This window comes from Marinobacterium alkalitolerans (assembly GCF_017776525.1).
In the GTDB taxonomy this organism is placed as follows: Bacteria; Pseudomonadota; Gammaproteobacteria; order Pseudomonadales; family Balneatricaceae; genus Marinobacterium; species Marinobacterium alkalitolerans.
In genome coordinates this window covers 34237-48952 of the sequence record NZ_JACVEW010000019.1, presented here as the reverse complement: position 1 = coordinate 48952, position 14716 = coordinate 34237, and the positions used below count along the sequence as shown (strand labels likewise).

The following is a 14716-nucleotide window of genomic DNA, read 5'->3' as shown; positions in this document are numbered from 1 at the left end:
GGCGAGAGTGGGTTGAAGCAACCCACCCCGCCTTCAACCTGTGATCAGTGTAAAGATGGATTTGACTGAATTGCAGAAACGCCGGACATTCCGCCCCAGTGGGCTTCACGCCCTTCACGCCAGCCACTCATCCAGTGACTTCGCAGCTCGACCGCCTGGACGGGGCAGGAATCACGGGTTTTACCGTTTAAGCCAGCCACAAAACCACGGTTGAACAGAGTAGAGGTACGATCTCGTTTCTGTTTCTTCATATTGCGCCTCACATATTCTGATTATACTAGCCCGAAAGTGCCAAACGATCGGGTAATGCGCTTTTGTTCCGTGACGTCACACCCCTATTGATATCTGAAAACGGCCCATAAAGCGATTAAAATTAACTATTTTGTTATGGTTCTGTAATAGAGCGGACCACAGCGCACTTGCAGCAATAAGTCTGAAATCAGATGGTTATGTAAAAGCTGCATCTTAATGGTCATTTAATGAATTTTTTTCAATTTGAAGTGGCTGTCAGCGGTTGCCGACAGCCACTATGTTCAAGGTTTGGAGTTTGCGTTTCATGAAGCTGTTTATCACCTGCCCCAAAGGGCTGGAGCTGTTGTTGCAAGAGGAGTTGACGGCGCTGGGGGCACAGGAGACCAAGCAAACTCTGGCCGGCGTGGCTTGCGAAGGGGACCTGGAGCTGGCGTATCGCATCTGCCTCTGGTCGCGTCTGGGCAACCGGGTTCTGATGCCGCTGGTGACCGCCGAGGCGGAAACGGCTGAACAGCTGTATGCACTGGTCGGGAGTGTTGACTGGCTGGATCATTTGCGCCCCTCGGGCACACTGACAGTGGACTTCAATGGCCGTTCCAAGGGCATCAACAATACGCATTTTGGTGCGTTGAAGGTAAAGGATGCCATAGTCGATCAGATCCGTGCGGCAACAGGCCAGCGACCAGGTGTTGATCGCGCCAACCCGGACCTGCGTGTCAATGTGCACTTGAATCGTGGTCAGGCAACACTGGCACTGGACCTTTCCGGCGAAAGCCTGCATCGGCGGGGATATCGCCTGAAAGCAGGCGCAGCCCCGATGAAAGAGAACCTCGCAGCCGCCGTCCTGATCCGGGCAGGCTGGCCTGATGCCGAAGCTTTCCCCGTTATGGTTGACCCCATGTGTGGCTCCGGCACCTTATTGATCGAAGCGGCCCTGATGGCAACCGACTCGGCCCCGGGGCTGATGCGTCAACGGTTCGGTTTCAGCCGTTGGCTGGGGCATGACGCGCAGCTTTGGAACCGGCTGCAGGAGGAAGCACGCGAGCGTCAATATCAGGGACAGGCGAGCGTGAATGCGCAGCTGCTGGGCTATGACAGTGATGCTGAGGTGCTGAACCGTGCAAGCCAGAATGCGCGCCGCGCCGGTGTCGAGCGCCTGATCAGCTTCCAGCACCAGGCGCTGGAAGATCTTGCCAATGAAACCGAGCTGGATCGCGGGTTGCTGCTGACCAATCCACCGTATGGCGAGCGGCTGGGTGAAATGTCGCAACTCATGCATCTGTACCGTCAGTTGGGCAGCAAGCTCAAAAGTGCCTTTGGTGGCTGGCAAGCCGGTGTGTTCACGGCCAATCCTGACCTGTGCAAGGTGATGAAGCTCAGGGCGGAGAAGCAGTACCGCATGTTCAATGGTGCGCTGGACAGCAAACTGCTGCTGTTCACGGTACACGAGCGTGCCCCCGGTGATGAGCCATCGGCTATGGAAGTGTCCGGTGCGGGCCTGTCCGAGCAGGGACAGATGTTCGCCAACCGGCTCAGGAAGAACCTGAAACAGCTTGCACGCTGGGTCAAGCGCGAGGACATCAGCTGCTACCGCGCCTACGATGCCGATATGCCGGAGTATGCCGTTGCCGTTGATATCTACCCCGGCCATGCGGTCGTGCAGGAGTATGCTCCGCCGGCCAAGGTTGACCGAGTAAAAGCCTTTGAGCGGCTGCAGGATGCGCTCCAGGCGACGGCAGAGGTGCTGGAGCTGCCACGGGACAGCATCATTTTAAAACAGCGCAAGCGTCAGCAGGGACATCAGCAGTATGAGCGCCAGGATGCAGAAGGGCATTTTCTGGAGGTGCTCGAGCATGGGGTGCGGCTGAAGGTTAACCTCTGGGACTATCTGGATACGGGGCTGTTTCTCGATCACCGCCCGGCACGGCGGCAGCTGCAGGCGCTGGCATCAGGCAAGGATGTACTGAACCTGTTCTGCTACACGGCCTCCGCGACGGCGCATGCGGGAGTCGGTGGGGCACGCTCTACTCTGAGTATCGATATGTCGGCGACCTATCTCGATTGGGCACGGCAGAATCTGGAGTTGAACGGGCTTGATGCCAGGGCGCATGAGCTGGTGCAGGCCGACTGTATGAAATGGCTGGCGGCGCCTGCAGGCCGTACATTTGATCTGATCTTCATGGATCCTCCAACCTTTTCCAACTCAAAGCGGATGGATGATGTGCTGGATGTTCAGCGTGATCACGGCTGGCTGGTACGTCAGGCCATGCAGCGCTTGCGACCGGAGGGCACACTGATCTTTTCCAACAACTACCGCCGTTTCAAGCTTGATGATGCACTCAGGGATGAGTTTCAGGTTGAGGATGTGACGGCCCGAACACTGGACCCTGACTTCAAGCGGAATCCCAAAATCCATTGCTGCTTTGAGATCCGTCACAAAAACTGATTAGACCTGTTTCTGTTGATGAGAAGGCAACCGCGTCAAACCGGTTGCCTTTTTTATTGGCATAAATCCTGCATTGTATCGGGCCACTTGGCTGCCCATTCAGAGTGCACGCAGGGCAAAGCCCGCTACTTTGCGGTGCAGCCGTTGATCTAACCAAAGGCTACATGAATTTTGTGCCATTTTATGGTGCATATGCCCCCAAATGTGGCACGCCGTGTACAACAACAATGGAGGGGATTCCGTGGAATCGATCAGTAGCGCCATTTCGGTGCTCTCTCAAAGTGCCAACACCCAGTTTATTCTGCTGGGTGCGATTCTGGTGTTTGCGATGCACGCAGGCTTTGCGTTTCTGGAAGTCGGCACCGTACGCCGCAAGAACCAGGTGAACGCGCTGGCCAAGATCATGAGCGATTTCGGCTTTTCAGCTCTGGCTTACCTGTTCGTAGGCTACTGGATCGCGTATGGCGTGACTTTCTACGACAGTGCGGCCGTCTTGTCCGAGAACAACGGCTATGAGCTGGTTAAGTTCTTCTTCCTGATGACGTTTGCGGCTGCGATCCCTGCCATTATCTCAGGCGGCATCGCCGAGCGCGGACGCTTCTGGCCGTTTCTGGCAGCTTCTGCACTGGTGGTGGGTCTGGTGTACCCACTGTTTGAAGGCATCATCTGGAACGGAAACTGGGGATTCCAGAGCTGGCTTGAGACCCAATTTGGTGCGCCTTTCCATGATTTTGCCGGCTCCGTTGTGGTGCACGGCGTGGGTGGCTGGCTGGCGCTGGTTGCTGTAGTCATGCTGGGTATTCGCAATGGCCGTTACAAGAATGGCCGTCTGGTTGCCTTCCCGCCGTCCAATATTCCGTTTTTGGCGCTGGGTGCCTGGATCCTGTGTATCGGCTGGTTCGGTTTCAACGTGATGTCAGCGCAGACACTGGATGGCATTTCCGGTCTGGTGGCCTTCAACAGCCTGATGGCCATGGTTGGCGGTATCATCACCGCACTGATCTTCGGTCGTAATGACCCGGGCTTTATCCATAACGGTCCGTTGGCTGGCCTGGTGGCTGTCTGTGCCGGTTCCGATGTGATGCACCCTCTGGGCTCACTGGTTGTGGGTGGCGTTGCAGGTGCACTTTTTGTGTGGACCTTTACGCTGGTACAGAATCGCTGGAAAATCGATGATGTTCTGGGTGTGTGGCCGCTGCACGGTCTCTGCGGTGTGTGGGGCGGTATTGCAGCCGGCATTTTCGGTTCAGAGACGCTGGGTGGTCTCGGTGGTGTGAGCCTGGTTTCTCAGGTGATTGGCAGTGCGCTGGGGGTTGCCATTGCGCTGGTGGGTGGCGTGATCGTGTACGGTGCCCTGAAATCGCTGGTTGGGCTGCGCCTGAATGAAGAGGAAGAGTACAACGGTGCGGATTTGACTATTCACCGTATCGAAGCAACCTCGGACGATCGCTGATCACCCGAGGCGTGGGTGCGACTGACGCCAGTCGCACCCAATCTGAGCATCAGTGCTCGTGGCCACCAGCACCGTGAGCGTGACCGTGCTCAAGCTCTTCTTCGGTCGCGTCGCGTACTTCAACCACTTCCACGTCAAACGTCAGGGTCTGGCCAGCCAGCGGGTGGTTGCCATCCAGGGTGATGCTGTCCCCCTCAACCTTGATAACGGTTACCGGCTGCTCACCCCAGGGAGTCTGTGCCATGAACTGCATGCCAACCTGAACATCATCGATGCCGCTGAATGCACTGCGGTCAACGTCCTGAACCAGCTCGTCACGAACAGGGCCATAGCCTTCTTCCGGTTCAACGGTTACCTTGAGGCTGTCGCCAACGGCCTTGCCGACCAGTGCGTTTTCAAGGCCCGGAATGATGTTGCTGGCACCGTGCAGATACGCCAGGGGATCCTGGCCGTTTGAGCTGTCCAGCACATTGCCTTCGGCATTGGTCAGGGTGTAGTGAATGGATACGACGGATTTATCAGCGATCTGCATCAGGGATCTCCCGGTTGCAAGGAGCTGCCGGGTTGCCGCATTACCCTGATGAGTTTCCCTGCCAGACAGACAACGAACACTCCGCACGGTAACAGGCAGCTTGGCAGGGCTCCCGGTTAGTTTGGCGCTCATGCTAACGAGCGTATCAGGGCAGCGCAACCCGAATCGGGGCGCAGATGTGATCTCTGGGCGGAATATGGGCGTAATATAAAAATTTTTCATCATCAGGAGCGTGTATGCACAGCAATAAGGAGCGTGTCGCCGTTGTCGGCGCGGGTCTGTCAGGTGTGTTGGTCGCCCGGGGGTTGCACGAACAGGGCTGGCAGGTCGAGGTGTTTGAAAAGAGCCGGGGGAGTGGTGGCCGTTTGGCCAGCGCGCGTCTGGGTGAGGGGGCGATTGATCTGGGCGCAGCCGCGTTGACGGAACTCCAGCGCCAGCACCTGCTGGCACTGGCACCCGAAGCGGAAGGGCTGCTGCAGGCCTGGGATGTCCAGTTGGGGCAGCTGGACGGGCAGCGAAGTGATCGGGTTGAAACCCTCCACGTGCCCGGTGCTCGCTCCAGTGCACTCACGCGTGGTTTGCTGGACGGGGTTCCCTTGCATACCGCGGTGCGCGTGGGCGCAATGCAGCCGGCAGGCCAGGGCGGCTGGTCACTGGAAGATGATCAGGGGCGGGCGCTGGGAACCTTCGAGAAGGTCGTCATTGCCACCCCGGCACCTCAAGCCGTACCGCTCTTGCGCGCCTTGCCGGAGCTGTCGGCATGGGCAGCAGCTCACCCCATGTTCCCCCAATGGGTACTGATATTGACAACCGAGCAGCCCCTGCCAGGCCTTGATGGCATGGACTGGCTGGAGGGTGCTCATCCTGTGCTGTCACGGGTCATCCGCAATGGCGCCAAGCCCGGTCGGGATCCCGGGCAGTGGGTGCTGCAGGCATCGCGAGAATGGAGTGCTGCCCGGGTAGAGGCGTCAGCCGAGGCGATGGCGCAGGAGTTGATGGCAGCGTTCAATGCACTCTGTGGTGAGACGGTCAACGTTGCAGCCATGCGGGCACATCGCTGGTTGTATGCCGGAGCTGATCCTTCAGCGATGCCTGTTCCACCGTCTGACAGTGTTCAGGTGTGCGGTGACTGGACAGAAGCGGGGGGGAGCGGCATCGAAGCTGCCATTGACAGTGCCCGCAGGGTGCTGAGCCACTGGTCATGACTGGCCGCAGACTGCCGCGGCCGTTAGACTGAAGCAAAGAGTATCGACAGGGGAGTCATCATGTTGCTTAGAGAGCAGTTGAATGGCGTGCTGGACGCACTGCAAACCGTGCTGCTGGGCAAGGAAGAGCCGCTGAGACTGGCCTTGACCTGCCTGCTTGCCAGGGGCCACCTGTTGATAGAAGACCTGCCCGGGATGGGCAAAACAACCCTGGCCCATGCGCTGGCTCATGTGACTGGGCTTAGTGATACCCGGGTCCAGTTCACCAGTGACATGCTGCCGGCCGACATTCTGGGCGTTTCGATTTTTGAGCCGTCTGACAGCCGTTTCCGCTTCCACCCGGGGCCGGTCTTTACACAGCTGCTGCTGGCGGACGAAATCAACCGGACGACACCCAAAACACAGTCTGCTCTGCTGGAAGCGATGGAGGAGGGTCAGGTCAGCGTGGATGGTGAGCGTCATGCCCTCCCCACGCCATTTTTCGTGATTGCGACGCAGAACCCCTCCAGCCAATATGGCACCTTTCCATTGCCCGAGTCTCAGCTTGACCGCTTTCTGATGCGGATTACGCTCGGGTATCCCGCCGCCTCAGTTGAGCGTGAACTGCTTAAAAGTGGTGGTACCCGCCATCGAATCGAGGACCTGCCGCGTTGTCTGACGCCGGAAGAGCTGGTATCGGCCCAGCAGGCATGTGAGCAGGTACATGCGTCAGACAGCCTGATCGATTATGTTCAGCGGTTGCTGCAGTTCACGCGTGATCATGCCGAGTTCAGTTACGGAATGTCACCGCGCGGCGGGCTGGCCCTGCTCAGGTGCGCACGTTGCTGGGCCTGGCTCAGCGGACGCGACCATGTGGTACCCGAGGATGTGCAAGCGGTGCTGGCCGCTGTTGTAACCCACCGTGTGCGGGCAGCCGATGACGTTGCCTCGCGCGAGGGGGATCGTCTGACCGCCCGGCTGCTGGAGGAAGTGGATGTCCTGGGCTAGCCGCCCGCGGTTTGAGCTGATGGGGCGCATCCGTCGCTGGTCGTTGTCACGCCAGTCTCCTGAAACCAGCATCAGACTGACCCAGAAAAGAATCTACATCCTGCCAACGGCTTCGGGGACGCTGTTTCTGGTGCTCCTGATGCTGCTGTTGCTGATGGCGATCAACTATGAAAACAACCTGATCTATGCCCTGACATTTCTGCTTGGCAGCCTGTTCCTGGTGACGATCCTGCACACCTACCATAACCTGGCAGGCATCCAGCTGACGGCTGTGCGGGGCAATCATTGCCATGCCGGGGAAACGGCCTACTTTCAGTTGCGTCTTGATCAGCAGGGCGTACGCGATCGCATTCGTCTGCTTCTGCCGGGAGGGAGCCCGGTGACGGTGGATCTGGTTGAGCCGATACACTGGCTGGAGCTGGGGTGCCCGGCGCTTGAACGTGGCTGGCTCAAGCCCTCATGGGTGCGTTTGGAAACGCTGTATCCCCTGGGGCTGTTTCGTGCCTGGACCTGGGCGCGGCTGGAGATGAAAGCGCTGGTATATCCGGCGCCCCTGGACAGCCCTCTGCCGGAACAGAGCGAATCCACCTGGGAAGGCATTGAACAGAATGAAGGCCGTGACGGCACCGAGGACTTTACCGGGCTGGAGCGGTTCAGGCCGGGCATGTCGCCACGTCAGATCGACTGGAAAAGTCTGGCGCGGGGCCGAGGGCTGTATGCCAAGCAGTTTACTGACTACAGCAGCCCTGACCTTTGGCTGGATCTGCACAGCATGGGCGGGGAGCCGCTTGAACGCCGACTCTCCCGTATCACGGGCTGGGTGGAGCAGTTGTCCAAAGAGGACCGCCGCTATGGCCTCAGGCTGGGGGCGACCGTGCTGGAACCTGACCGGGGTGAACAGCATCGCTACCGGGTGCTGAAAGCGCTGGCGCTCTATGGGCTGGAGGGAACGGCTGAATGAAAGGGCAGCAGATCTCTCGTTCAGCCGTGATGTGGCAGCTGCTGGCGTGTGTGCTGGTCTCGCTGCCACACCTGAGCTGGCTGCCGGCCTGGATCCCCGTGCTGCTGATGCTGACACTGGGTGCTCGCGTGATGATGCACCTTGGGCGCTGGTCCTTGCCTTCACGGACTCTGAAACTGGTGCTGGTGGTCGCCGCCACGTTGGGGCTGATCTTCAGCTTTGGTCAGCAGGCCGGCCCTGAAACCATGGTTGCCCTGCTGGTCGTGTCCATGGCGCTCAAACTGATCGAAATATATCGCCGGCGTGATGCGCTGGTGCTGATCTATGTGGCGTTTTTTGTGCTCGGCACGGCCTTCCTGTTTTCCAGCAGTGTCTGGACCGCGCTCTATGCGTTGGCCGCTTTGGTCGTTGTGTTGGCGGCACTGCTCAGTATCCACCAGCGAGATGGTGTCTCGGCGCTTCAGACCTTACGCCGCGTCCTCCTGCTGGCGGCGCCGGCATTGCCACTGATGGTGCTGCTGTTCCTTGTTTTTCCACGACTGGAGCCGCTTTGGTCCGTGACGCTGGATTCAGGCGGGGCAACCACAGGCCTGTCGGATACCCTCTCGCCGGGGGATGTGAGCCAGCTGGCGCAATCGGATGAACTTGCGTTCCGGGTCACCTTCGACGCAGAGCCGCCAGTGCCGGCTGAGCGCTATTGGCGGGTGCTGGTACTGGATCGTTTCGATGGTCGCCAGTGGTCCCGTTCACCACAGAGGGAGCGGCTGCGGCAGGAAAAGTTGGAGCCCCTGGGAGGAGAGGTGCGCTACGAGGTGGTGTTGGAACCCTCTCAACGCCCCTGGCTTGTTGCGCTGGATCAGCCCTTGGCCGTGCCGGACTGGGCAGCTGTGAAACCCGGTCGGACACTGGAGGCGCGTGAACCTGTTGAAAGGCGTGTACGTTATACGCTGGTCTCGCATCGCCGCTATCGCCTTCAGCCGATGCTGACGCAACAGGAGCGTGCTCATTACCTGCAACTGCCTGAGCGGGGCAACGGTGAAGCGCGGGCATTGGCTCGGCAGTGGCTGGCACAGGCCGGTGGTGACTCCGCCGCCTTTATCGCCCTGATGCTGAATTATTACAACCAGAGTTTTACCTATACGCTCAGCCCGGGCAGGCTCCTCGGCGACCGGATAGACCGCTTCCTGATGGAAAGTCAGCAGGGGTATTGTGAGCACTTTGCATCGGCGTCGGCGTTCATGCTGCGCTCGGTCGGCATTCCGGCGCGCGTGGTGACAGGCTATCAGGGCGGCGAGTGGAACCCCCACCAATCCTATCTGCAAGTCCGTCAATATGATGCTCATGCCTGGGTCGAAGCCTGGCAGGAGGGGCGTGGCTGGGTGCGTATTGATCCCACTGCAGCCGTTGCACCCGAGCGGATAGAGTCTTCGGCCGATGTGTTTCTGCGCAGTGTGGATTCCGGCCAGGTTGCATCCCGTGCCCTGCAAACGGGCTGGTTGCTGGGACTGCGGCAGCGCTATGACGCCTTTAACTTTGCGTGGCAGCGTTGGGTGTTGAACTACGAAGGCGAGCAGGAACACCTGCTGAGGGACTGGCTGGGTGGTCTGGATTACTGGCGGGTGGCGGCGTTCCTGTTGCTGCCCGGAGGACTGGTTCTGGTCGGCCTGTCCATGCGGCAGTGGATGGCGCGAACCCTGCGCAGGGGTGATCCGGTAGAAGCAGCATTGATAGGTTTCCAGCAGCGAGCCGGGGCCTGCTTTTCAAGGCGTCAGCCCCAGCAAAGCCTGTCGGCGTGGATTCATTCGGACCTGGTGCCGCATTGGCCTGAAGCAGCCGATGAACTGATGCAGCTGGCAGAGCTGGATAATGCACGCCGTTATCGGTACGGTGCGCAAGACGATCAGGATCAGGCAATTCTGGCACTGACCAGACGCCTGGCAAAGCAGCTGCCCAGACGGACAAGAGTCGTATGAAATATTCGCTGGCCTACAGTCCCCGCCGCAAGACACTGGGGCTCCAGGTGAAGCGCGGCGAGGTGATCGTTCGCGCGCCGGTCGGTGTGTCAGAACGGCAGGTAGAAGCCTTTGTGCGCAGCCGACGGAGCTGGATTGAGCGTCACCTGTCGGAACAGCAGCAGGTGCGTGAGCAGTACGAGGTCAGAATTTGCCAGCAGGGCAGAGTCCCATTGGCCGGGCAGTGGCTCAGGCTCAATTGGTACTCGGGTGCCTCCACTGAAGTTGAAAGAGTCGACGCGGAGCAGGCACTTCAGGTGCGTCTGTCACGCCGTATCCGCCGGCCTGAGCTTGAGGTTGTGCGGGAGCAGCTGTATCGGTGGTTCCGTGAGCAGGCAGAAACCGAGCTGACACAGCGGCTGGAGGCCTGTGTGGCCGAGACAGGGCTTGCCCCGGCACGCAGCTATATTGGCCACTGGCGCGGGCGCTGGGGTCAATGCTCCAGCACCGGTGAAGTGGGGCTTAACTGGCGCCTCATCCAGTTGCCACTGAGGCTGCAGGACTATGTCATCGTACACGAACTCTGCCATCTCCGGCACATGAACCATGGAAAGGGCTTTCATCGTTTGATGGCGCGCCATTTTCCTGATCACCGTCAATTGGCCAAACAGATGACTGTTTATAGTGCATGGTTGGAGTGGTAGTTGATACCTTAGGAGAATAGCTGGCAGGGCGGCATTGTGTTCATAATTTGTGACACTCTGCTTGATAAGGGCCGGCGGAGAGACCGTTTATAACGATAAAAAGGATGGTCATGAGTCTCTATACATCCATTGAACGCACGTTCTTCAATACCCTGACCAAGAAAATTACAGGCAATGTGGTGTTCCTGCTGCTGCCGCATGTGGTTTTGATCGGCCTCGGGTTTCATTATTCCAGTAACATCCGGGAGCTGCTCGCAGGGCTTGATCTGACACCGGCGCAATTGGCCCTGGTGAATGAAAGCCTCAGTGCGCTCTTCAACAGTATCCTGGTAACCATCGCCATTGCCCTGTTGGGCGGGATCTTCACTATCTTTTTCATGCGCCACCTGTTTTTGCGGCCCATTCGGGAAATTACCGACGTGCTCAGGGCGATTCGTGACAAGGATGGCGATATTTCCGGCACCCTGCCGGTCTACACCTATGACGAAATCTCCGATATGGCGGAGGCGTACAACGACTTCTCTGGCCGGCTCAAGAAGATGATTGCCGAGAGTCAGCGACGCTCGGTCAGTGTTGCCCTGTGTGCGACACGCCTGCAGAAAGTGGTGATTCAGTCGCACGGCTCAGCCGAGCGTCAGGAAGAGCAGGCGCAGATGGTGTTCCAGTCCAGTCAGGAATCCACTCAGGCGATAGACGAAATCGCCGCCAGCACTCTGACCATCAGTGAGCAGAACAACTCCAACATGGGGGAAGTGCACAACTCCAACACCGAGTTGCAGCGTGTGCGTGAGCAGGTGCGTGCCGTATGCAGTCTGGCTGAAAGCTTTCAGGAGACGGTTGATAAGCTCAGCGAGAACTCGGGTAATATCACCAAAATCCTTTCCATGGTGAAGGACTTTTCTGATCAGACCAACCTGCTGGCCTTGAATGCCTCCATTGAAGCGGCCAGGGCCGGAGAGGCGGGGCGCGGCTTTGCCGTGGTGGCTGATGAGGTGCGTAACCTGTCTCAGAAGGTAAGTACTGCAACGCAGGAAATTGATTCCAATATCAGTGAAATGTCGGCCCTGGTCGAGAATACGCGCGAAAGTGCCCATAACATTCTCGAGTATGTCGGCGATACGGATCGCTTTATTGCCGAGACCAATCAGCAGTTTGAACGTATGGTGTCGGACTTTGAGGAGGTCAATTCCCAGCTGACCGGCATCAGTGCGGCGATCGATGAGCTGTCACATACCAACCGTGAGTCGCACGGGCATGTGCAGGAGATCACGCAGCTGTCTGCAGGTATTCGGGACGAGATGGCCGAGTCGCGTCGATACTCGGAAGAGTTGGAAATCTCGACGGAAGAAACGCAAGAGCTGCTGTCTCGCTTTATCATCGGCTACGGTGGCTTTGAGCGCATGATTCAGACCGGCAAGCAGTGGGCACAGAAAACGTGCGAGCAGATGGAACAGCTTCAGTCTGAGGGCGTGAACCTGTTTGATCACAACTATCGACGTACCAATGACGGCCAGAAGCCCGAAAAGTATGACTGCGGTTATACCGATCGCTTTGAACGCAAGCTGCAGCCGCTGTTCGACAGCTTTATCAGCGAGCGTCCTGAGTTCATTTATGCGATCGCCGTCGATAAAAACGGCTATGCGCCGGCACACCATGCCAAGGTGTCTAAACCCCTGACAGGCGACTTTTCAGTCGACAACCTGCAGAGCCGTCATCGACGCATCTTTGCGGGTAACCGGGCGGAGAAGCGCCGGGCATCGCATACGTCCCCCTTCCTGTTGCAGACATTTGTCCGTGATACGGGGGAGGTCCTCAATGACCTTTCCATCCCGCTCTATATCAACGGGCAACATTGGGGGGCCTTGATCATGGGCTTCAACCCTGAGCAGCTGCTTCAGGGGGGCGAACAGGACTAGCCAGTACCAAAGAACCAAAAAGCCCCGGCTAAACCGGGGCTTTTTGGTTCAGGTTGTTTACTGAAAACCTATGGCTAGATTTCGGCACCCGTGACCAATTGACGCACGAGCTGCTTGAGCATGTCGTAGTTGAGCGGCTTGTTGCAGATCGCCGAAACACCGGCGCTCTGTACGGCTGCCAGGCGTCCCTGATTCTGCTCGGAAGTGATCATCATCACGGGTACGGACGGCTGGTCACTGTAGTGGCGAATGTGCTCAACCAGCTCAAGCCCGTCAATGTTGGGCATGTTGTAGTCGGAAATGACCAGGTCAAAGCGCTCCTGTTTCATGATCTGGAGTGCTTCGGCACCGTCCTTTGCTTCGATCACGTACTCGATGCCGATCGCATTCATGCTCTTGCGGACAAACTTGCGTGACAGCTGACTGTCGTCGACAACCAGCACATGCATGTAGTCAAGCTCGTCATTATCCAGTGGCTCGGTCTCTTGAGTATCCTGGATATAATGCATGGTGTTGCGCAGAGCCGTGGACAGCGCTTCACGTGTGAAGGGCTTGGGAAGAATGGCAATAGCCCCTGCCTGACGGATGGGCTCAAGGTAGCGGTAATGGGTTTCCGAGGAGATCAGCAGGAAGGTCACATCCATCAGTTCGGGTACCTTGCGCATCTGGGTGACCAGTTCGGTGCCGGTCATATCCGGCAGATGCATCGACGATACCACGATGTCAGGGGTGACATGCTGCATTCTGTCCAGCGCAGGCTTTGCCTCATCGAACTCTTCGATATCTTCAAGCCCCAGTGCACGCAACTGGTCCACGATAATATGCCGTTGCACTTTTGATGGCTCGATTACCAGTACCACGAGGTCATCTAAATTCATAGTTACTCAATCCGTTCTGACCAGCATTTCACCATGCGGGTTGTAGGCTAAGGGGGAGCGTCCATTCGGGTACGCGTGTCGATGCCGCCCTGATGTCATATTGCGATATCTTAGCCTCTGTGCAAAGTGTCTTAAATACGTAACGGTAATTTTCCTGTTGGAAAACCCCGGCATTTGCTTGCATCCCTCTGCATTAGTCATTTTTAATAAACCCCTTTTGAGAATTGAGGCAAGGCATGAATAGGGATGTATGGCTTCTGGCCTTGTGTCAGGCACTTTTGAATACCGGCAATGTACTGTTGGTCGCCGTTAACGGGTTGATCGGGCAGCAACTGGCGCCTTCAGCCACTCTCATTACGCTGCCGGTGGCCTGTCAGTTCATTGGCCTGATGCTGGCAACCATTCCGGCCTCACTGATTATGGCACGTATTGGGCGGCGCAAGGGGTTCGTCCTCGGAAATCTGATCGGCCTGTCAGGGGCGATCCTGTGTCTGCTGGCGTTGCAGGAAAAAGCGTTCGCGCTCTTCTGCCTGGGAACAGGCCTGATCGGGGTCGGTATCGGCTTTGGCATGCTGTATCGCTTTGCAGCGGTTGAGGTGTGTCAGCCGGGGTATGAAAGCCGAGCCATTTCCATGGTCATGGTCGGCGGTATCATTGCGGCCGTGCTGGGCCCCAACCTGGCCGTGCACTCGCGTGAACTGGAAGTGGGCGCCATGTTCAGTGGAGCCTTTGCCGTGCTGGCCGGCTTGTATCTATGTGCTCTGGTCCTGTTGACGCGCGTCCGGATTCCGCCGATGACTCAATCAGAGTCGGGCAAAGCTGCCCGGCCGGTCATGACCATCATACTGCAACCCCGCTTTCTGATGGCCGTGCTGACGGGCATGATCAGTTATGCCGTGATGAATCTGCTGATGACCGCAACGCCACTGGCGATGGCACGTTGTGGCTACAGCTTTGCCAGTGCCGCAAATGTGATTGAGTGGCATGTTCTGGGCATGTATCTGCCATCCTTTTTTACCGGGCACCTGATTCGTCGCTTTGGCGAACGCGCCCTGATGCTGGCGGGGAGCATCCTGATGCTGGTGTGCATTGCGGTGAACCTGCATGGTCAGACAGAATGGCATTTCTGGACTGCGCTCTTCCTGCTGGGTCTTGGCTGGAACTGGATGTTTATCTGTGCCACCTCCTACCTGACCGGGGCATACCGGCCTGAAGAGAAACCGAGGGCTCAGGCCGCAAATGAATTTCTGGTTTTTGGTACCGTGACGATGTCGGCGCTGGCGGCAGGCTGGATGGAAGCGACGCTGGGCTGGGCCAGCATGAACGTGATGATGATACCCGTCGTTGTGGTGGCCTTGCTGGCACTGCTGTTGCTCGAGCCGCTTCGCAAGCAGGCGGAGGCTGAAAAAACGTCTTCTGTGCAGGTGTAG

General features: G+C 58.0%; 12 protein-coding genes. 9 read left to right on the top strand and 3 right to left on the bottom strand.

Annotated features, from left to right (window positions below; genetic code table 11):
- Positions 1-44 precede the first annotated feature (44 nt).
- Positions 45-251, bottom strand: a complete 207-nt coding sequence (gene rmf, locus H9C73_RS12290) for a ribosome modulation factor (RefSeq protein ID WP_209288123.1) — start codon at positions 249-251, stop codon at positions 45-47.
- A 305-nt stretch (positions 252-556) separates the two neighbouring features.
- On the opposite strand from rmf, the gene rlmKL reads away from it, so the two are divergent.
- Positions 557-2698, top strand: coding sequence for a bifunctional 23S rRNA (guanine(2069)-N(7))-methyltransferase RlmK/23S rRNA (guanine(2445)-N(2))-methyltransferase RlmL (rlmKL, locus tag H9C73_RS12285; RefSeq protein ID WP_209288122.1), 2142 nt, complete (start codon positions 557-559; stop codon positions 2696-2698).
- A 241-nt stretch (positions 2699-2939) separates the two neighbouring features.
- Positions 2940-4151: an ammonium transporter gene (locus H9C73_RS12280; RefSeq protein ID WP_209288121.1), complete on the top strand. Its 1212-nt coding sequence runs from the start codon at positions 2940-2942 to the stop codon at positions 4149-4151.
- A 49-nt stretch (positions 4152-4200) separates the two neighbouring features.
- Here H9C73_RS12280 and H9C73_RS12275 read toward each other — a convergent pair whose 3' ends face one another.
- Entirely contained in the window at positions 4201-4683 is a 483-nt protein-coding gene (locus tag H9C73_RS12275) for an FKBP-type peptidyl-prolyl cis-trans isomerase (protein WP_209288120.1), read from the bottom strand.
- A gap of 236 nt (positions 4684-4919) precedes the next feature.
- On the opposite strand from H9C73_RS12275, the gene H9C73_RS12270 reads away from it, so the two are divergent.
- The 6 genes from H9C73_RS12270 (at position 4920) to H9C73_RS12245 (ending at position 12408) form a co-directional block, all read left to right on the top strand.
- The gene (locus H9C73_RS12270; protein WP_209288119.1) at positions 4920-5888 is read left to right on the top strand and encodes an NAD(P)/FAD-dependent oxidoreductase; all 969 of its coding nucleotides are present in this window, start codon (positions 4920-4922) and stop codon (positions 5886-5888) included.
- Between the two features lie 60 nt (positions 5889-5948).
- On the top strand, positions 5949-6875 hold the full coding sequence (locus H9C73_RS12265; RefSeq protein WP_209288118.1) for an AAA family ATPase: 927 nt from the start codon (positions 5949-5951) through the stop codon (positions 6873-6875).
- Positions 6862-7836, top strand: coding sequence for a DUF58 domain-containing protein (locus H9C73_RS12260; RefSeq protein ID WP_209288117.1), 975 nt, complete (start codon positions 6862-6864; stop codon positions 7834-7836). Before H9C73_RS12265 ends, H9C73_RS12260 begins: the two co-directional genes overlap by 14 nt.
- Entirely contained in the window at positions 7833-9809 is a 1977-nt protein-coding gene (locus tag H9C73_RS12255; RefSeq protein ID WP_209288116.1) for a transglutaminase family protein, read from the top strand. Before H9C73_RS12260 ends, H9C73_RS12255 begins: the two co-directional genes overlap by 4 nt.
- On the top strand, positions 9806-10492 hold the full coding sequence (locus tag H9C73_RS12250) for a M48 family metallopeptidase (RefSeq protein ID WP_209288115.1): 687 nt from the start codon (positions 9806-9808) through the stop codon (positions 10490-10492). Before H9C73_RS12255 ends, H9C73_RS12250 begins: the two co-directional genes overlap by 4 nt.
- A gap of 110 nt (positions 10493-10602) precedes the next feature.
- Positions 10603-12408: a methyl-accepting chemotaxis protein gene (locus H9C73_RS12245; protein ID WP_209288114.1), complete on the top strand. Its 1806-nt coding sequence runs from the start codon at positions 10603-10605 to the stop codon at positions 12406-12408.
- Between the two features lie 74 nt (positions 12409-12482).
- Here the strand turns inward: H9C73_RS12245 and H9C73_RS12240 are convergent, their stop codons facing one another.
- Positions 12483-13286, bottom strand: coding sequence for a response regulator (locus H9C73_RS12240; RefSeq protein ID WP_209288113.1), 804 nt, complete (start codon positions 13284-13286; stop codon positions 12483-12485).
- 236 nt (positions 13287-13522) lie between these two features.
- Here H9C73_RS12240 and H9C73_RS12235 point away from each other — a divergent pair, with 236 nt between their 5' ends.
- The gene (locus H9C73_RS12235) at positions 13523-14716 is read left to right on the top strand and encodes an MFS transporter (RefSeq protein ID WP_209288112.1); all 1194 of its coding nucleotides are present in this window, start codon (positions 13523-13525) and stop codon (positions 14714-14716) included.